The organism is Limnochorda sp. L945t (assembly GCF_035593305.1).
Taxonomy (GTDB): domain Bacteria; phylum Bacillota; class Limnochordia; order Limnochordales; family Geochordaceae; genus Carboxydichorda; species Carboxydichorda subterranea.
Window position 1 is genome coordinate 1,359,908 of the sequence record NZ_CP141615.1, and the last position, 19,216, is coordinate 1,379,123.

13 protein-coding genes, 1 tRNA gene and 1 other RNA gene are annotated in these 19,216 nt (G+C 69.1%); 6 read left to right on the top strand and 9 right to left on the bottom strand.

Translation table 11 applies throughout. The features are described 5' to 3' along the window. Positions 1-34: 34 nt before the first annotated feature. Positions 35-2,080 (bottom strand): transketolase, encoded by a 2,046-nt coding sequence (gene tkt, locus U7230_RS06425; protein ID WP_324717904.1) that lies wholly within the window; start codon positions 2,078-2,080, stop codon positions 35-37. A gap of 138 nt (positions 2,081-2,218) precedes the next feature. Between tkt and U7230_RS06430 the strand changes: the two genes are divergently transcribed. Beyond that, positions 2,219-3,649 carry an acetate--CoA ligase family protein gene (locus U7230_RS06430; RefSeq protein WP_324717905.1) on the top strand — a complete coding sequence of 477 codons (1,431 nt, stop codon included), beginning with the start codon at positions 2,219-2,221 and terminating at the stop codon, positions 3,647-3,649. Continuing rightward, on the top strand, positions 3,646-4,317 hold the full coding sequence (locus U7230_RS06435; RefSeq protein ID WP_324717906.1) for an acetate--CoA ligase family protein: 672 nt from the start codon (positions 3,646-3,648) through the stop codon (positions 4,315-4,317). Before U7230_RS06430 ends, U7230_RS06435 begins: the two co-directional genes overlap by 4 nt. A 124-nt stretch (positions 4,318-4,441) precedes the next feature. Here U7230_RS06435 and rnpB read toward each other — a convergent pair. Together rnpB and U7230_RS06445 are read right to left on the bottom strand one after the other, a co-directional pair. Beyond that, positions 4,442-4,822, bottom strand: an RNA gene (rnpB, locus tag U7230_RS06440) — RNase P RNA component class A. Between the two features lie 34 nt (positions 4,823-4,856). Then, a complete protein-coding gene (locus tag U7230_RS06445; protein WP_324717907.1) occupies positions 4,857-5,645 on the bottom strand; it encodes a zinc ribbon domain-containing protein in 789 nt (262 codons plus the stop codon). A 200-nt stretch (positions 5,646-5,845) separates the two neighbouring features. Between U7230_RS06445 and sufC the strand changes: the two genes are divergently transcribed. Genes sufC through sufU form a run of 4 tightly spaced genes read left to right on the top strand, consistent with a single transcriptional unit; the run spans position 5,846 to position 9,844 of the window. Beyond that, a complete protein-coding gene (gene sufC, locus U7230_RS06450; RefSeq protein WP_324717908.1) occupies positions 5,846-6,643 on the top strand; it encodes a Fe-S cluster assembly ATPase SufC in 798 nt (265 codons plus the stop codon). Positions 6,644-6,656: 13 nt separating this feature from the next. Next, a complete protein-coding gene (locus U7230_RS06455) occupies positions 6,657-8,111 on the top strand; it encodes a SufB/SufD family protein (RefSeq protein WP_324717909.1) in 1,455 nt (484 codons plus the stop codon). Between the two features lie 9 nt (positions 8,112-8,120). Next, on the top strand, positions 8,121-9,359 hold the full coding sequence (locus tag U7230_RS06460) for a cysteine desulfurase (RefSeq protein WP_324717910.1): 1,239 nt from the start codon (positions 8,121-8,123) through the stop codon (positions 9,357-9,359). 35 nt (positions 9,360-9,394) lie between these two features. Next, a complete protein-coding gene (sufU, locus tag U7230_RS06465) occupies positions 9,395-9,844 on the top strand; it encodes a Fe-S cluster assembly sulfur transfer protein SufU (RefSeq protein ID WP_324717911.1) in 450 nt (149 codons plus the stop codon). Between the two features lie 2 nt (positions 9,845-9,846). Here the strand turns inward: sufU and U7230_RS06470 are convergent. The 6 genes from U7230_RS06470 to U7230_RS06495 form a co-directional block, all read right to left on the bottom strand. Beyond that, positions 9,847-9,921: transfer RNA gene (locus U7230_RS06470), tRNA-Ile, on the bottom strand. 192 nt (positions 9,922-10,113) lie between these two features. Then, positions 10,114-11,229 (bottom strand): RNA polymerase sigma factor RpoD, encoded by a 1,116-nt coding sequence (rpoD, locus tag U7230_RS06475; protein WP_324717912.1) that lies wholly within the window; start codon positions 11,227-11,229, stop codon positions 10,114-10,116. A gap of 33 nt (positions 11,230-11,262) precedes the next feature. Beyond that, entirely contained in the window at positions 11,263-13,110 is a 1,848-nt protein-coding gene (dnaG, locus tag U7230_RS06480; RefSeq protein WP_324717913.1) for a DNA primase, read from the bottom strand. 168 nt (positions 13,111-13,278) lie between these two features. Further along, the gene (gene ppdK, locus U7230_RS06485) at positions 13,279-15,963 is read right to left on the bottom strand and encodes a pyruvate, phosphate dikinase (RefSeq protein WP_324717914.1); all 2,685 of its coding nucleotides are present in this window, start codon (positions 15,961-15,963) and stop codon (positions 13,279-13,281) included. A 65-nt stretch (positions 15,964-16,028) separates the two neighbouring features. Further along, positions 16,029-18,113 carry a glycine--tRNA ligase subunit beta gene (gene glyS / locus U7230_RS06490; protein WP_324717915.1) on the bottom strand — a complete coding sequence of 695 codons (2,085 nt, stop codon included), beginning with the start codon at positions 18,111-18,113 and terminating at the stop codon, positions 16,029-16,031. Continuing rightward, the gene (locus U7230_RS06495; protein ID WP_324717916.1) at positions 18,110-19,036 is read right to left on the bottom strand and encodes a glycine--tRNA ligase subunit alpha; all 927 of its coding nucleotides are present in this window, start codon (positions 19,034-19,036) and stop codon (positions 18,110-18,112) included. Before U7230_RS06495 ends, glyS begins: the two co-directional genes overlap by 4 nt. Positions 19,037-19,216 lie beyond the last annotated feature (180 nt).

Genomic DNA, 19,216 nt, shown 5'->3' on the forward strand with positions numbered 1-19,216 from the left:
GGGGAGGCTCCGAGGCCTCCTTGACCCGCGCTCGTTACCCCGCCTGCTTTCCCGCTGCCTCCCGGACGGCGGCCAGGACGCGCTCTTTCGTAAGGCCGACCTCCTGGGCCGCCTGGGCAGCCGGAGCGCTCAACCCGAACCGTTCGACCCCGACGAACCGCCCGGCAGGGCCCGCCAGCCAGCCCCACCCGGCGCGCACCCCGGCCTCCACGATCACGCGAGGCGCGGGCGCTGCCAGCAGGCGCTCCCGCCTTTCGGGCGGCATCGCGATGAAGCGTTCCCGGCAGGGTACGGAAACCACCCGGGCCCGGATCCCTTCGGCTTGCGCCGATCGGGCCGCATCCAGGGCCAGGGAGACCTCGCTGCCGGTGGCGACCAGCGTGACGTCGACGGGCCCGCCGCCTGCCTCCCACAGCACGTAGGCGCCCTCTTTCACCCCTTGTCGCTGCCGGGTCGCTCCGTCGGGCCCCTCGAGGGGGAGCACCGGCACGTCCTGGCGCGTCAGCACGAGGGCACTCGGCCCATCGCGCCGCTCGATGGCCGCCAGGTACGCCGCCGCCGTCTCGCGGGCGTCTGCCGGCCGCCACACCTCGAGTTGCGGGATGGCCCTCAAGGCGTCCAGGTGCTCCACCGGCTGGTGGGTCGGGCCGTCCTCTCCTACCCAGACCGAATCGTGGGTGAAGACGAACAGCACCGGTAGCCGCATCATGGCCGCGAGGCGGATGGGCGGCCGCATATAATCCGAGAAGACGAGGAACGTGCTGCCGAACGGGCGTACCCCGCCGTGCAGCGCCATCCCGTTGAGGATGGCACCCATCGCGTGCTCCCGCACCCCGAAGTGCAGGTTGCGCCCTTCGAACTGCCCGGCCTGCACGGAGCCCTTTCCGTCGAGGTACGTCCGGGTGGAGGGGGCAAGATCCGCCGATCCCCCCACGAGGTAAGGCAGGCGCTCGGCCACGGCGTTGAGGACTTTGCCGCCGGCGACCCGGGTCGAGACGGGCTTTTGCTCGACGAAGGCGGGCAAGGCTTCGACCAGATCCTCCGGCACCTCCAGCGACCAGGCCTCGTCCCATTGCCGGCGCAGCTCAGGGTGGCTGGCCGACCACTGCTCCCACAGGCGCTGCCAGGTCTCCGCTTGCTTTCTCCAGGCCTTGCGCCGTTCGTCGAAGTAGCGGTAGACCTCCGCGGGCACCTCGAAGGCGCGATCCGGGTCCCAGCCCAGCCGGCGTTTCAGTGCCGCGACGGCCTCGCGCCCCAGCGGTGCCCCGTGCGCCTCCGCCTGGTCTTGCTTCTCGCTCTTGTAGGCGATGTGGGTGCGCGCCACGATGAGCTTGGGCGCCGAGACATCCGATACGGCCCACCGTATGGCCGCTCGAAGCGCCCCGAGGTCGTGCCCGTCGACGGCGGCCACGTGCCACCCGTACGCCTCGAAGCGCTTGGCCACGTCCTCGGTGAAGGCGAGCTCCGTCGTCCCCTCGATGGAGATGCGGTTTTGGTCGTAGATGACGATGAGCTTGCCCAGGCGCAGGTGCCCGGCCAGGGAAGCCGCCTCCGACGAGACGCCCTCCATGAGGTCTCCGTCGCCGGCCAGCACCCAGGTCCGGTGGTCCACCACGGCGAGGCCTGGCCGGTTGAACCGCCGGGCCAGCATCGCCTCCACGAGGGCCATCCCGACCGCGTTGCCGAAGCCCTGTCCGAGCGGGCCCGTGGTCGTCTCCACCCCCGGCGTGAGCCCGTACTCGGGATGCCCCGGAGTGAGCGAATGGAGCTGGCGGAACCTCCGGAGCTCCTCGAGGCCGAGCGCGTACCCGCTGAGGTGGAGCAGGCTGTACAGCAGCATCGAGCCATGGCCCGCCGACAGGACGAAGCGATCCCGATCCGGCCAGGCCGGCCAAGCCGGATCGTGGCGCAGCCACTCCCCGAACAGCACGGCCCCGATCTCGGCGCACCCGAGCGGCAAGCCGGGGTGGCCGGAACGGGCCGCCTCGATGGCGTCCACGGCCAGGACCCGGACCGTGTCGGCCACTTTGGAAAGGATGGCGTCGTCTACGCTGCTCACGGTAGAAGAAATGACATGCATCCCGGTCACGCTCCCCATTGGCAGCCGTGAGGGCTCCCGCTAAAATGGCTCATGGGAACCGGCGTCCACCCGTTTCGCCGGCGGGTCCCAAGCCGAGGCACCCGCTCGCCCCCCGAGTCGGAGAGGGGGTCGGACAGGTTGCTCATCCACCAGCTGTTGTCGCCTCGTACCATCGCCGTCGTGGGCGCGTCGCCCAACCCCAGCAAGATTGGCCACATCATCTTCCGGCACCTGCTCAAGAGCCGCGCCCGAGTCTATCCCGTCCATCCCTCCGCTACTCGTATCCTCGATCAGAGCGTCTGGCCGTCCATCCGGTCGCTCCCGGAGCCCGTCGAGCTGGCCGTGCTGGCGACGCCCGCTGCCACCGTGCCGGAGCTCGTCGAGGAGTGCGTCGCTTGCGGCGTCGGGGTCGTCATCCCCATCGCCGGCGGGTTCGGCGAGACCGGACCGGAGGGCCGAAAGCTCGAAGCCCGCATGAAAGCGGCCATCCGGGGTTCGTCCACTCGCCTGCTCGGGCCCAACACGCTCGGAGTTATCAACCCCGCTTACGCACTCGACACCTTTTTCCTCCCCGATGATCGGCTCGACCGGCCGGGGCCCGGCTCCATCGCCCTGCTCTCCCAAAGCGGCGCCGTCGGCGTCACCCTGGTCGCCACGGCAGCGGCCATGGGGGCCGGCATCTCGTGCTTCGTCGGGCTCGGTAACCGGCTGGACATCGGGGAGGCGGAGCTGGTACGGGAGCTGGCCCGTCCCGGTAGCGGCACGTCTGTGATCGGTCTCTACCTGGAGAGCTTCGGCAACGGGCCTGCCTTCGTGGAGGCATGCCGCGAGGTGGCCGGCGAGACCCCGGTCGTACTCTTGAAGGCCGGGCGGACCGCGACGGGCGCGCGGGCGGCCTCCCTGCACACCGGATCCATGGCCGGCCCCGATCGGGTCGTCGACGGCGTGCTGCGCCAGTACGGCGTCTGGAGGGTTTTCGACGACCTGGAGCTGGTCGACACCTGCCTGGCGCTCTCCTTGGTACGCCGCTCTCCCCTGAGCTCGACCCGGGTGGCCGTGCTGACGTGCGCCGGGGGCCAGGGGGTCATGCTGACCGACTACATCGAATCGACGACGCGCGGCGTGGGGCTGTCGATGGCGCAGCTCTCCGAGGGCACGCGTTTGCGCTTGAAAGAGATAATCCCCACGTTCGCAAGCTCCGCCAACCCCGTCGACCTGACGGGCGAGGCGTCACCGCCCATGTACGAGGCGGCGCTCCAGGCGGTGCTGGAGGACGCGGGCGTCGACGCCGTGCTGGCCAGCGTCGTGCTCCAGTTGCCCCACATGGACGACGGCGTGCTGGAGGCGATCGCCCGGCAGGCGGCTCGTTACGGCAAGCCGGTCGTCGCCGCTCTCATCGGGCCCAAGGACACCCAGGCGCCTTTCCGGGCGCTGGTGGGCATGGGAGTGCCGGCCTACCCCTCGCTCTGGCGTGCGGTACGCGCGCTGGCCGCCGTCTTGCGGTATCCCCAGCTCGCGGCCCGGGCCCGGCGGGCGCGCGATCTTGCTCGAATAGGAGGCACGCGATGAGCACCATGGCGCGGGTTTCCCCCGTCCCACAGCCCCGCCTCCTGATGGCCGAACACGAGGTGAAGGCTGCCCTCCGGCGCCTGGGCGTCCAGGTGCCACCGTCCGTGCTCCTCGCCCCTGCGGATCCCGTGCCCTCCTCCTTCCCCTTTCCCTTCCCGGTCGTGGTGAAGGTGTCGTCGCGCGCTCTTTTGCACAAGACCGAGGCTCGGGCGGTCTTCGTCGGGGTGAAGGATGCCTCGGAGCTCCAGGCCGTTGCGTCGGATCTTCGAGAACGGTTCGCGGGGGAGCTCCTGCTCGTCGAGCCCGTGGAACGCCCGGGCGTGGAGGCCATCGTCGGCTTCTTCCGGGATCCGGTCTTCGGGCCATGTGCGATGGTCGGCGTCGGCGGGGTGTATGCAGAGCTTTACCAGGATGTCGCGTTCCGGCGACTGCCCGTCGACGAGGCCGAAGTCGGCGCCATGCTGGACGAGTTGCGGGCCCGAGCGCTTTTCGAAGGGTTCCGGGGGCGCAAGGTGAGCCGGGAAGCCCTCGTTCGTCTGGTCGTGGCCGTCAGCCGGTGGGTCGAGGAGATGGGGCGCGAGTTCGGCCAGATGGACCTCAACCCGGTCTTCGTGCGCGAGCACGACGCCGTGGTCATCGACGCCAAGCTGATGGGCCAGGATGGATAACGGGGGGCGACCTCGTCGGCCGCCCCCCAAACGTCCCTGCTCCGTCAGGCCGTGGCGGGAAACCCAGGCACTCTCCGCTCCGCTACGCATCCGATCGGCAGGGACTCAGGCACCTGCAACGACGATAGCCAGTGGACCTGTAAGCCGGATTCTGTCGAGGGAGGCCATCCCTCTAGGACGAGCGTTACCGCCCGTCTCCAGCGACCAACCCGAGGGGCATCGAGGCGGGCCACCTCCTGGCCCCTCCTACTCGGTCTTGCTCCGGGTGGGGTTTACCCGGCCGACCAGTTACCTGGCCGCCGGTGAGCTCTTACCTCACCATTTCACCCTTGCCGGCTCGCTCCGCCCTTGCTCGAGGGACCGTGGCCGGCGGTATGTTTCTGTGGCACTTTCCCTGGGGTCGCCCCCGCCGGGCGTTACCCGGCACCCTGCCCTATGGAGTCCGGACTTTCCTCGAGCCGGCCCGGCCATCCGGGCTGCGGCTCGCGGCCTCCCGGCCCACTGGCCGGCGTTTATTCTACCGTGCTATCCCGGTTGCTTCAAGCCCTATCCGCGAATACCTGCGCCTTGCCCGTGCCGCCCGGCGGCGGCCAGTACAGGATGCGCCCGCACACTTCGCACAGCATCATGCGTCCCTTGCGGCGCGTCTCGATCCGGTAGTAGTTGGACAGGGGTACGCCGCAACCGCCGCACCGGTCGTCCTGCACGACCGCGATGGCATGCCCGCCCTTGGCGCTGGCCAGCCGTTCGTAGCGGGAAAGGTACGTGGGATCGGTGACACGGCTCGCCAGATCGGCGCGTTCTTGCTCCAGCCTTGCGAGTTCGCGCTCGAGGGCCTGCCGGGTCGCCTCCCACCGGCTGCTCGCCTCCTGCAGCCGCTCGCCCGTTGCCTGCCGTTCCCCCCGGAGGGCCTGGCCGCGCTTTTCGGTCTCTTCCAGCTCGATCATGCGGGAGATGACGGTCTCCTGCAGGCGGTCGATGCGCGTGCGAAACGTCTCCAGGCGCTGCTGCAAGGACTCGAGTTCCTTGGGGTTGGCCACCGCCCCCGAGTAAAGCCTCGCCTCGATCTGCCGCGCCTCGTCCTCGGCCGACTTCAACTCCAGCTCGGCGCTGCGGACGGTCCGCCGGAGCGACTTGATGCTCTCGTGGGTGTCCACGTCGGCCCGCTCGAGCGCTTCGAGCTGCGATCGTAGGGACTCGGCCTCCTTTCGGTGCGGGTGCTCCTGCAACGCCTCTCTCGCCGCCCGGATGGCTCCGTCGAGCAGCTGTAGCTTGAACAGCCGGTCGAGATCCGTCTCGAGCACCGTGCGGGCCTCCGACTCTTCCACCGCCGGACACCCCTCTCCCCCTGGGTCCCTGCCTCTCGCCCCGGAGCTCGCAGGGGGGAACCTTCTTCGCCGTACCGGCCGGCTCCCCTATCCTTCGCGATAGTTAAGCAGGTTAATTGCAGGTATGGTATACTGCGATGGCGGTAGGGGCGCGTTCGCAGCGCCCTCATTTCTCAGCGACGAGGGGGCCCGGGTTGCGGATGGCGAGCACGGAGCAAACGGCGCAGCACGAACTGCGCATCCAGGATCTGCATGTAAGCGTAGACGGCAAGCCCATCGTGAAAGGGCTCGATTTGACCATTCGGTCGGGGGAAATCCATGGGCTCATGGGCCCCAACGGGTCGGGCAAGACCACCCTGGCCTTCGCCCTGATGGGCCACCCCCGTTACAGCGTGGAGCGCGGGCAGGTGCTGCTGGACGGAGAAGACGTCCTGTCCATGTCGCCGGACGAACGAGCCCGGCGGGGACTCTTCCTGGCGTTCCAGTATCCGGCTGAGGTACAGGGCGTCACGGTGGCCAACTTCCTGCGCACGGCCGTCAATTCGGTGCACGGCGCGCTGACCGGAAAAGACATGCCCATCGCCCAGTTCCAGAAGCTCCTGCAGGAGAAGATGCAGCTGCTGGAGATGGACCGGTCGTTTGCCGCGCGCTACCTCAACGAAGGGTTTTCCGGCGGCGAGAAGAAGCGCAACGAGATGCTGCAGATGGCCATGCTCCGGCCCAAGATCGCGGTGCTCGACGAGACGGACTCGGGGCTCGACATCGACGCCATCAAGGTCGTCGCCCGAGCCGTCAACAGCCTGCGGGGGCCCGATTTCGGAGCGCTGGTCATCACCCACTACCAGCGGATCTTGCGGTACATCGTGCCCGACGTGGTGCACGTGATGGTCGACGGCCAGATCGTCCGGTCGGGCGGCAAGGAGCTGGCGGAGCTCCTCGAGCAAAAGGGCTACGACTGGATCCGCCAGGAGGTCGCCGCCCAGCGCGGCGCTCGATGAGGAGGCTCTTCGCGTGCACGTTCAAACCGACACCGCCCGCATCGACCGCTCGGTCGTCGAGCGGTACAGCAGCCGCCGCCAGGAGCCGGCGTGGATGGCCGGACGCCGGATCGACGCACTGGAGCGCTTCGAGGCGACGGACTGGCCCAAGTGGGATCGGACGGATATCTCGGCCATCGACTTCGGCGCCTACCTGGCGGCCCTTCGCAGGGCCATGGAGGTAGCGCCGCCCCCCGCGCCCCCCGTGGAGCTGCAGGGCCGGCCGCTATCCCAGGCGAGGAGCGCCCTGGGCGTGGAGCGCCTCCCGGTGCCGGTGGCGGAGGCCCTGGAAGAGGCGGAAGAGCAAGGGGCGGTCCTCGCCCACCTCCTTCCCTCGGATCCGTCCGAGCCGGTGCGGACCGTGCGCCGGATAAGCCACGACTGGCAGCGCCGGGGGATACGGCTGCTCAGTATGGCCGAGGCCCTCGCCGAGATGCCGGAGCTGGTCCAGCGGCACTTCATGACCGCTGCTCTGACCGCCGCGCAAGGCAAGTTCCAGGCATGGCAAGGCTTCGGATGGGACGCCGGCACGCTCTTGTGGGTGCCGCAAGGCGTTCAGCTGGAAGACCGGCCCGTCCACGTCGTGTATTGGGCCGATCCGGGCAGGCTTCTCACGCTGCCCCACACGCTCATCGTCACCGGGCCGGAATCCCGCCTCCAGCTGGTCGAGTCGTGGGTCTCTCCCGACGCAGCTCCCGAGGCGCCCGGCACGCCGGAGGCGAACGGCACCCCGTACGCGGGGCTCGCCCCCCTGGTAGTGGGCGGCGTCGAGATCGCGGCGGGCGCGGCTTCCCGCATCGACTACGTCTCGCTGCAGACGATGGGGCGGCACGTCCTGGGCTTCGTCCATCGCCAGGCCGTGACCGAGCGCGACGCGCAGGTCGAGTGGGTGCTGGGAGAGTTCGGATGCCGGTTGACCCGGGGGGAGTTCGCGACCTCCCTGCAGGCACCGGGCAGCCGTTCGCACAGCGTCCTCGTCTTCTTCGGCGACGGCGACCAGCACCTGGATCTGCGCAACGACATGGAGCACCGGGGCACCCACAGCGAGTCCGACATCGTGGCGCGCGGCGTCTTGGCCGGGAGCGCCCGGGGCGTTTACCGCGCCGTTTCCCACATCTACCGGGGGGCTCGTGAGGCAAGCTCCTACCAGCGAGGCAACATCCTGGTGCTCAGCAAGGCTGCTCGCGCGGACGCCAACCCCAGCGTGCTGGTGGAGGAGAGCGAGGTCCGCCAGGCAGGGCACGCGGCCACGGTCGGGCAGGTCGATCGGGAGCAGCTGTTTTACTTGATGAGCCGGGGCCTTCCCGAGAAGGTGGCGACCCGGCTCATCGTCGAAGGCTTCCTGCAGCCGGTCCTGGACCGGATCCCGCTGGAGGCCATCCGGTCCCGGATTCGCAAGCTGGTGGCCGCCAAGCTGGAAGGAGTCTGACAGCCGCAGGTGCGGACCATCGCCACGTGCCGGGACGACTTCCCGGTACTCGACCAGACGGCGTCCAGCGGCCGGCCGCTGGTCTATCTCGATTCGGCCGCGACCTCGCACAAACCGTTGCCGGTCGTCGAGGCAGAGCGCCGCTTCTACCTGCACGACAACGCCAACGTGCACCGGGCCGTCCATACGCTGGCCGCTCGGGCCACCGACGCGTACGAACAGGCACGCCGGGCGGTGGCCCGGTTCATCGGGGCGCCTCAGCCCGAGAGCGTGGTCTTCGTGCGCAGCACGACCGAGGCGATCAACGTGGCGGCGCGCAGCCTCGGGCAGATGCTGCTGCGGGAGGGCGACGAGGTGCTCCTGACGGTCATGGAGCACCACTCCAACCTCGTGCCGTGGCAGCTGGTCGCCCGCGCGAGCGGCGCCCGGCTGCGCTACGCTCGTCTCTTGGAGGACGGCACGCTCGACCTCGACAGCGTGCGGGAGATCCTGGCCGGCGGCAAGGTCCGCATCGTCGCGGTGACGCACCAGTCCAATGTGCTGGGCACCGTCAACCCGGTGGCGGAGCTGGCGGCCATGGCCCACGAGGCAGGTGCCGTCATCCTCGTCGACGGGGCGCAGAGCGTACCCCACATGCCCGTGGACGTGCAGGCCCTCGGCTGCGACCTCCTGGCCTTTTCGGGCCACAAGATGCTCGGGCCGACGGGGATCGGCGTGCTGTGGGGCAGGATCGAGCTCCTGGAGCGGATGGAGCCCGTCTTCGGCGGGGGCGAGATGATCCGCGAAGTCGAGCTCGACCATGCGACCTGGAACGACGTCCCCTACAAGTTCGAGGCGGGCACCCCGCCCATCGCCCAGGCGGTCGGCCTGGGCGCCGCCGTCGAGTACCTGGAGTCGCTCGGCATGGCCAACGTGCATGCCCACGAGGCGACCCTCGCCCGCTATGCGGTGCGGCGGCTGCAGGAGCTTCGCAACATCCGGATCTACGGGCCGCTCGACGACAGGCGCGGGGGGCTGGTCGCCTTCAACGTCGACGGCGTGCATCCCCACGACGTGGCCACGATCCTCGACCACGAAGGCGTGGCCGTGCGGGCGGGCCACCACTGCGCGCAGCCGCTCATGCGCTGGCTGGACGTGCCTGCGACGGTCCGGGCCAGCTTTTACGTGTACAACACGGAGGCGGACATCGACGCACTGGTCGAGGCGCTCCTGGCGGTGGAGAGGGTGTTCGGCAAGGGCCGGCGCTGACGCCGGCGGCCTCAGGGCGAAGGGTCGTGGACGTCATGAACACGGGGATGGAAGACCTTTACCGCGAGGTGATCCTGGACCACTACCGCGCGCCGCGCAACAAGGGTTCCCTGGAACACGCCGACGCGAGCTGCCACCTGCACAACCCGCTGTGCGGGGACGACATCACCCTGGCGCTGGCGGTCGAGGGCGACGTCATTCGGGACGCGCGGTTCGTGGGACAGGGATGCTCGATCAGCCAGGCCTCCGCCTCCATGATGACCGAGGCGATCAAGGGCAAGACGGTGGCCGAGGCCCGGGAGCTGATCGACCGTTTCTCCCGCCTGATGCGGGGAGAGATCGCCCCCGGCGAGGCCGACCTCGGCGATCTCGAGGCGCTTTCCGGCGTCAGCCGCTTTCCCGTGCGGGTCAAGTGCGCGCTCCTGGCCTGGGAGGCTCTGGACAAGGATCTGGCCCAGCTCACAAGACCGGCACCTGGAGGATGATCTGGTGGAGCGTGCAGGATTCGAACCTGCGACCGAGGGATTATGAGTCCCCTGCTCTGCCGCTGAGCTAACGCTCCACCGCCGCCGGCCGCCCGTGACACGCACGGCAAACCCGAAGCGCACGCGAACCACCCGGCGCGCGCATGCGGCCCCTATCAATCTAGCGCATCGGGATGGCTCCATCAAGCAAGACGACGGCGGGACGGCACGTGCGCGGGCATCGGCCCCGGGACGCGGCGCCCTTGCCCTCCGCCGGCCACCGCGGCCGGCTATTCGAGGAAGTCCTTGAGCTTCTTCGAGCGGCTCGGATGGCGCAGCTTGCGCAGCGCCTTGGCCTCGATCTGCCGGATGCGCTCCCGGGTGACGCCGAAGACCTGTCCCACTTCCTCCAGGGTCCGCTGCTTGCCGTCGTCGAGCCCGAAGCGCAGCCGGAGGACCTTTTCCTCCCTGGGATTGAGGGTATCGAGGACACCCTCGAGTTGCTCCCGCAACATGGAAGCCGAGGCAGCCTCAGGAGGTGCCGGCGCCTCCTGATCCTCGATGAAGTCGCCGAGGTGGCTGTCCTCCTCTTCTCCGATGGGGGTCTCCAGCGAGACGGGCTCCTGCGCGATCTTCATGATCTCCCGGACCCGCTCCACCGGGATCTCCATCTCCTTGGCAACCTCTTCGGGCGTGGGATCGCGCCCGTACTCCTGGAGCAGCTGCCGGTGCACCCGGATCAGCTTGTTGATCGTCTCCACCATGTGCACGGGGATCCGGATCGTGCGCGCCTGGTCGGCGATGGCCCGGGTGATGGCCTGCCGGATCCACCACGTCGCATACGTACTGAACTTGAAGCCCTTGCGGTAGTCGAACTTCTCCACGGCCTTGAGCAGGCCGAGGTTGCCTTCCTGGATGAGGTCCAGGAAGAGCATCCCGCGCCCCACGTAGCGCTTGGCAATGCTGACGACCAGCCGCAAGTTGGCCTCGGCCAACCGGCGCTTGGCCTCCTCGTCGCCCTGCTCGATGCGCTTGGCCAGCTCGATCTCTTCCTCGGCCGTAAGCAGGGGCACCCGGCCGATCTCCTTGAGGTACATCCGTACCGGGTCGTCGAGGGCGATGCCCTCGAGCGCGATGTCGTCCAGCTCGTGGACCGAATCGGCTCCGTCCGAGGCGACGCCGTCTTCGCTCCCGTCGAGATGGCCGTCTTCCGGCGCGTCGGGGACGATGCTGATCCCCATGCTGGCCAGCTTCTCGTAGACGTCCTCGATCTGATCCGGAGCCACGTCAGAATCGCCCAGGGCCTCCATGATCTCCCGGTACGAAAGGGCGCCCCGGCTCTTCCCCTTTTGGATCAACTCCTCCAGGCCCTCGATGTCAGGCAACTCGCTCTTGCCGTTGTCCATCTCGCTTCCCCCCTTTCCCGGCGCCCACTGCCCTCACAGGGCTCCTTCGGAACGTAGCCTCTCCCACACCTCCCGGTATGATACGGCAAGCTCGGCTAGCAATGCCAGTCGCTCGCCCGGCGACCCCGCCCTCTTGGTCACCGCTTCTATCTTCGCCTCGATCGCCGTCAATTCCCGCTGCTCGCGCGCGACCCGTAGCCCCTGCACGTAACTCTCCACGGCTTGCGGTCGGATGGCGAGTTCGGAGGATGCCACGATGGATCCGGCGAGGGCAGCCAGCTCCGGATCGGCCAGCGCCGCCTCCCCTCGCTCCACGAGGGCGTCGAACAGCGCCGCATACCCGGGGCCGGTGAAATCGGCGCCGGTCAGCCGGCCCCTCAACCTCGGGCCGACTTCCGGCATCTCGATGAGCAGACGCAAGAGCTCGCGCTCGATGACGTTCGCCTGGTGGGGCGCACTCTCGAGCCTGCTTGCCGAAGCGCGTACTCCCGCCACATTATACGCGGATCCTACCCCGGTATGCGTCTGGCGGGCGCCCGGTCCCCCTCCCCGGCGGCTTCGCATGGCCGCCTCCAGGTCCCGCCGGATGGCATGGGGCGCTATGTCCAGCCGGCTCGCCACGGCCTGCACCAGTGCCTCTTGCTCCACGGCACTGGGGACAGCCGCGAGAATGGGGAGCAGCTTCGCTACGGCCGCAGCCTTTCCTGCCGGCGACCCCGGGTCCGCGCCCTTCAAGGCCTGCTCCACAGAGAATTCGTAGACGCCACGGCTTTCCGCGAGCACGCGCTCCATCGCCGGCCGGCCTTCGCTCTTCAACAGTGAGTCGGGGTCGTGCGGCGCCGGGATCACCGCAACCCGCACGTCGAGCCCCGCTGCTCGCAGCTGCTCGAGGCCTCGAAGCGCCCCCGACTGCCCGGCCGCGTCGGAGTCGAAGGCCACCACCACCTGCGGCGCAAGGCGGGCCAGCATCCGGCCGTGGTCGCCCGTGAGGCTGGTGCCGCACGTCGCGACCGCCTCGGCCAGCCCGAACTGGTGCATGGCCAGGACGTCCATGTATCCCTCCACCACTACGACGCGGCCGCCCTTGCGGATCGCCGGAGCCGCCCGATCGAGCCCGTACAGGATACGGCTCTTCTGGTAGACCGGCGACTCCGGAGAGTTGAGGTATTTCGGCTCCTGGTCGGCCGACAGCGCTCTTCCGCCAAAACCCACCACTCGCCCCCTCGCATCGGCGATCGGAAACAATAGCCGGCCCCTGAAGCGGTCGTAGCGCAAGCCGTCCTCCCGCTCCACGATGAGCCCGGCCTGCCGCAGCAGCTCCAGCGTTTCCCGGCTGCGCCCCAGGGCCTTTTCCAGCGCGTGCCACTCCTGTGGCGCATATCCCAGGCGAAAGGCCTGGGCCACCTCCCGGCTGACGCCTCGCCGCGCCAGGTAGTTGCGGGCCATCTCCCCCTCGGGGCTGTGCCACAGCTGCCGGCTGAACCACTCGGCCGCCTGCTCCTGCAGGGTGACCAGGCGCTCGCGCACTTCCGCGAAGCGGTCGCGGGCCCCCCCGTGCAGCACCCGCTCGACCTCGGCCGCCATACCCACCCGCTCGGCCACCCGCAGCAAGGCGTCCGTGAAGCCGATGCCCTGCAGCTTCATCAGGAACGTGAAGACGTTGCCTCCGGCCCCGCAGCCGAAGCAATAGAAAAGCTGCCGGTCGGGGCTCACGGTGAACGAAGGGGTCTTTTCCGAGTGAAACGGGCACAGCCCCTTGTAGGATCTCCCGGCCGGCCGCAGGGCGACGAACTCCGAGACGATCTCGACGATGTCCGCGCGGCTGCGCACCTGGTCGGCGACCAGGCCGAGCGGGCTCGTCCCCGGCGCAAGCCTGTCCATTTGACCCACGTCCCGAAAGGACCTTGTCGTCGGTCGGCACCCCGTCCTCGAGGTCTGTTTCGTCCTCCGCGCGCATCCCCCCTTGGCCGCTCTCCAGCCCCGCACGAAAGAGGGCCCCGGGTCCTACCCGGAGCCCTCTTCGGTCGTGGCCGCCCCTGGCAGGTGGCTTCAGTCGGCAGCGTGCGCCTCCACTGCCCGCGCCTTCTGGCCGGCCCGCGGCCTGCTCAAATTGGCATGCGCCGCGGCCAGCCGGGCGATAGGCACCCGGTACGGAGAGCAACTCACGTAGTCCAGGCCGGCATCGTGGAAGAACTGGATGGAGGCCGGGTCGCCGCCGTGCTCGCCGCAAATCCCGACGACGAGGCTGGGATTGCCCTTCTTGCCCCGTTCGACGCCCATGGCGACCAGCTGTCCCACGCCCTCGGTGTCCAGCGTCTGGAACGGATCGGCCTTGAGCAGCCCCATCTCGATGTAGCGGGGCACGTACTTGCCGACGTCGTCCCGGCTGAACCCCAGGGTCATTTGCGTCATGTCGTTGGTGCCGAAGGAGAAGAAGTCGGCCTGCTTGGCGATCTCCTCGGCCACGAGCGCCGCCCTGGGCACCTCGATCATGGTGCCGATGAGGTACTTGAGCTGCACCCCGGCGCCGCGCATGACCTCCTCGGCCACCTTCCGGCACCGCTCTCTCAGGAAGGCCAGCTCGCCCGGCGTGCTCACCAGGGGGATCATCACCTCCGGCTCGATCTCGTGGCCCTCCTTCGCCACCTGCACGGCCGCCTCGAAGATGGCCCGGGTCTGCATCTCGTAGATCTCCGGGAAGACGATGCCCAGCCGGCAGCCCCGCAATCCCAGCATGGGGTTGGCTTCCGCCAGCGCCCGCACCCGGCTCTCCACGACCTCCGGGCTCACGCCGAGCTCCCTGGCCACGTCGCGGATGGCCGCCGGCTCCTTCGGCAGGAACTCGTGAAGCGGCGGGTCGAGCAACCGGATGACCACCGGCTTGCCCAGCATCTCCTTGAAGATCTCGTAGAAGTCGCCCCGCTGGAGCGGAAGCAGCTTGGCCAGGGCCTTCTCCCGCTCCTCGGTGGTATCGGACAGGATCATCTGGCGCATGGCCAGGATGCGGTTCTCACCGAAGAACATGTGCTCGGTGCGGCACAGCCCGATGCCCTGGGCGCCGAACTCCCGGGCGACGCGGGCGTCCTTCGGCGTATCGGCGTTGGCCCGGACCCCGAGGGCCCGGAACTCGTCCGCCCACTCGAGCAGCGTGGTGAAGACGCCGCTCAGCTCCGGGCGCACCAGCGGCACCTGGCCCACGTAGACGTTGCCCGTCGAGCCGTCGATGGTGATCCAGTCGCCCTCGTGCAACACGTGGCCGTTGACCCGGGCCACCTTCTGGCGCTCGTCGATGTCAATGGCGCCGCAGCCCACGACGCACGACTTGCCCATGCCCCGGGCGACCACGGCGGCGTGGGAGGTCATGCCGCCCCGGCTGGTGAGGATCCCCTGGGCCTTGAACATGCCGCCGATATCCTCCGGCGACGTCTCGGCCCGGATCAGGATGACCGCCTTGCCGTCGTTGGCCATCCGCTCGGCATCTTCGGCATGGAAGGCGAGCTGGCCCACGGCCGCTCCCGGCGAGGCCGGCAAGCCCTTGGCCACCGGCTCGACTTTGGCGTTGGGGTCGATGGTCGGGTGCAGCAGCTGGTCGAGCTGCTCGGGCGCCACGCGCAGGACGGCCGTCGCCCGATCGATGAGCCCTTCCTGGGCCATCTCCACCGCCATGCGCACCGCGGCCTGCGCCGTGCGCTTGCCCACGCGGCACTGCAGCATGTAGAGCTTGCCCTGCTGCACGGTGAACTCGATGTCCATCATGTCCTTGTAGTTGGCCTCGAGCCGGCGGTTGATCTCCTCGAGCTGGGCGTAGACGTCCGGCATCTCTTCCTTGAGCCGGGAGATCGGCAGGGGCGTGCGGATCCCGGCCACCACGTCCTCGCCCTGGGCGTTGATGAGGAACTCCCCGAAGAAGACCTTTTCCCCGGTGGAGGGGTTTCGGGTGAAGGCGACGCCCGTACCGGAGTCGTTGCCCATGTTGCCGAAGACCATCGCCTGGACGTTGACCGCGGTGCCCCAGTCGCCGGGGATCTTGTGGATCTCCCTGTACTTGATGGCCCTCGGGTTGTTCCACGAGTCGAACACCGCGTTGATCGCGCCGCGGAGCTGATCCCGCGGGTTCTCAGGGAACGGCTTACCCGTCTGCTCCCGGACGATCTGCTTGAACTCGGCGACCAGTTCCTTGAGGTCCTCGGCGTTGAGGCCCGTGTCCTCGGTGACCCCGCGGGCTTGTTTCTTGGCCGTGAGCCGGTCCTCGAAGAGGTGGCGCGGCACGCCCAGCACGACGTCCCCGTACATCTGGATGAACCGGCGGTACGAGTCGTACGCGAACCGCTCGTTGTTGGACTGGCGGGCCAGCCCCCGCACCGTCTCGTCGTTGAGCCCGAGGTTGAGGACGGTGTCCATCATCCCCGGCATCGAAACCCGAGCCCCGGACCGCACCGAGACCAGGAGCGGGTTGGCGGGGTCGCCGAACTTGCGCCCCATCGCCTGCTCCAGCCGTGCCAGGCTGGCCGAGACCTGCTCTTCCAGGCCCTCCGGCCACCTCTTCTCGCGGCGGTAAAACTCGATGCACGCCTCGGTGGCGATGGTGAAGCCCGGCGGCACCAAGATGCCGAGGTTGGCCATCTCCGCCAGGTTGGCACCCTTGCCGCCCAGGAGGTTTTTCATGTCCGCGCGGCCTTCGGTCTGGTTTGCCCCGAAGAAGTACACCCACTTCTTGCGCCCGTCCACTGACATAAAGCCGGCCTCCTCCTGTTCGAGTCTGGCTCCCGCCATATCCCGCCGCCGTACTCGACCCGGCGTCACGAGACGAGTGCGGCGAAATCGGCCACTTCCCCGAATGCCCGCACGATGCGGGAGAGCATCTGCAGGCGGTTGCGCCTCAATCGCTCGTCCTCGGCCATCACCAGCACTTCGTCGAAGAATCGGTCCACCGCCGGCCGCAACCGGGCCAGCTGCCGCACCGCCTCCTCGTACCGGCCGGCCCGGACCGCCTCGTGGGCAGCGGGCAGGATGGCGTCGATGGCCTCGGCGAGCACGCGCTCCGCCGGTTCGTGCAGCAGCGCGCCGTCGAGCGGGCCGTCCACCAGGCGCCCGCGCGCGAGGTTGTGTGCTCGCTGGAACGCCACCGCCGCGTCGGCGAAGTACGGCGCCTCCCTCGCCGCCCCCAGCGCCCGGGCCCGTGCGGCCAGGTCGACCAGGTCGTCGGCGCCGGCCCCGAGGGCGGCGTCGATCACGCCGGGGGCCAGGTCTTGCTCCGCGAGCAGGCCCCGCAAGCGCTGCAGCACGAACGCCCGCACGTCCTCCCCGACTTGTTCGGGGCTCTTGTCGAGCCTGCCCGCCGGGTACGCCCGAGCCGCCTCGGCGATCGTCTCCCGCAGAGGCCAGCGCCACCCTCTGGCCAGCGTGATGCGCACCAGGCCCAGCGCATGGCGCCTCAAAGCGAACGGGTCCTCGGAGCCCGTCGGAGCCAGCCCCACGCCGAAAAAGCCGGCCAGCGCGTCCAGGCGGTCGGCCAGGCCCAGCACCGCGCCCGCATCCGTGGCCGGCAACTCGGCGCCTGAGCCGCGCGGCAGGTACTGATCGGCCAGGGCCTGCGCGACCGCGGGGTCCTCGCCTCCGATCCGGGCGTACTCCCGGCCCATGATCCCCTGTAGCTCCGGAAACTCCACGACCATGTGGGTGAGCAGGTCGGTCTTGGACAGCCACGCCGCCCGCTCGACCCGGCGGAGTTCGTCGCCATCCAGGCCCAACCGCCGCCCCAGGCTCAGCGCCAGGCGCACCAGGCGTTCCGTTCTTTCGTAAAGGGTGCCCAGCCGCTCGTGGAAAACCACGCCCTTGAGGCCGTCGAGCCGGCTTTCCAGAGGTTGCTTGCGGTCCTCGTCGTAAAAGAAGCGGGCATCGGCCAGGCGCGCCGCCAGCACCCGTTCGTTGCCCTCGCGCACCAGCGCCTCGTCGATGTGCGGCCCGTTGGCCACCACCACGAACATGGGCAAGAGACGCTGCGGATGCGCGGGATCGCTGAGGGCGACGTATCGCTGGTGCGCTGCCATGGTCGTCAGCAGCACTTCCCGGGGCAGATCCAGGTAGCGGGGGTCGAACCTCCCGGTCAGCGCCACCGGGTACTCCACCAGGTTGGTGATCTCGTCGACGAGCGCCTCGTCGGCCACCGGTGCTCCGCCGTTGCGCAGCGCCGCGCCCCGGATCTCGTCGAGGGTCATCCGGCGCCGCCGCTCCGGGTCGGCGATGACCTTCGCCTCTTCCAGCGCCCGCTCGTAGTCGTCGGGCGACGAGAGGAGCACCGGCCGGGGGTGAGCCAGGCGGTGGCCCCGGGTGCGGCGGCCCGCCACCACGGCCCCGTCGAGCCTGACCGGGAGCTCCTGCTCACCCAGCAAACAGACCATCCAACGGATGGGCCGGCTGAAGCGCAGCTCCCCGGCCGTCCAACGCATGCTCTTGGGGAAAGAGATGGATCGCACCACGCCGGGGATGAGCTCGACCAGCACCTCGGCAGCCGGGCGCGCCGGCTCCCTTTTGACCGCGTAAACGTACGAGCCCTCCGGCCCCGACCTCACCACCAGATCTTCCGGCCGCACCCCTTGCGCCCGGGCGAACCCGAGGGCCGCCTGGGTCGGCCGGCCCTGGGCGTCGAACGCCACGCGCTGGGACGGCCCCCGGACCAGGCTCTCTTGCTCGCTCTGCCTCTCGGGCACCCCTCGCGCGAGCGCGGCAAGGCGGCGAGGCGTGGCATATCCCCGGCACTCGGCGCACCCCAGCCGGGCCTGCTCGAGCGATCGCTTCAGGGCCTCCACCAGCTGGCGGCGGCCGATCTCCACGAAGCGAGCCGGCAACTCCTCGACGCCGAGCTCGACGAGCAGGTCTTTCATGCCTCACCGCCTCGCCCGGCGCCCGCCTGCGCGACTGCCGGCGCAGCCTGGGCCGAACGGCGCAGCAACGGAAAGCCCATGGCCTCCCGCTGGGCCACGTATGCCTCCGCGCACTGCCTCGCCAGCTGGCGCACCCTCCCGATGAACGCGGTACGATCGGCCACGCTGATGGCGCCCCGGGCATCCAACAGGTTGAAGGTGTGCGAGCACTTCAACACGTGCTCGTATGCGGGCATGACCAGTCCCAGCTCGACCAGCCTGCGGGCCTGGCTTTCATAAAGCTCGAACAGCTGCAACAGCACGCTCGGGTCGCTGCGTTCGAAGTTGAAGCGAGATTGCTCCACCTCGTTTTGATGGTAGACGTCGCCCCACCGTACGCCGTCGACCCACTCCAGGTCGAAGACGGAGGACTTCTTCTGGATGTAAAGGGCCAGCCGCTCCAGACCGTACGTGATCTCGGCCGGGATCACCGGAAGCTCCAGGCCGCCGACCTGCTGGAAGTATGTGAACTGCGTGACCTCCATGCCGTCGACCCAGACCTCCCACCCCAGGCCCCACGCCCCCAGGGTCGGCTGTTCCCAGTCGTCCTCCACGAAGCGCACGTCGTGCTGGTCCGGGCGGATGCCGATGGCACGGAGGCTATCGAGGTAGAGGTCCAGCACGTCGTCGGGCGCCGGCTTCAAGATGACCTGGTACTGGTAGTAGCGCTGCAACCGGTTAGGGTTTTCACCGTAGCGACCGTCGGTAGGCCGGCGAGAGGGTTGGACGTATCCTGCCCGCCAGGGTTCCGGTCCGAGCGCCCGCAGGAACGTGGCCGGATGCATGGTCCCCGCGCCCACTTCCATGTCGTAAGGCTGCAGGATGATGCATTGCTGGTCGGCCCAAAAGCGCTCGAGCCGAAAGATGAGCTCCTGGTAGTTCACCCCGGGTCCCCCATCTACCGGGTGTCGCAGGGCGTAGCGCGTGGAGCGGCCCGGATCGGGACGGGTATCTCGAAGGCTTGTCCCGGCAGGACAGACATTGTCCCGCCTGCCCTACGCCTTTCTTCCAGCCACCGCGGCACTATACCAGACCGTTTCCCGCACTGTCAACCTTGGAGCCGC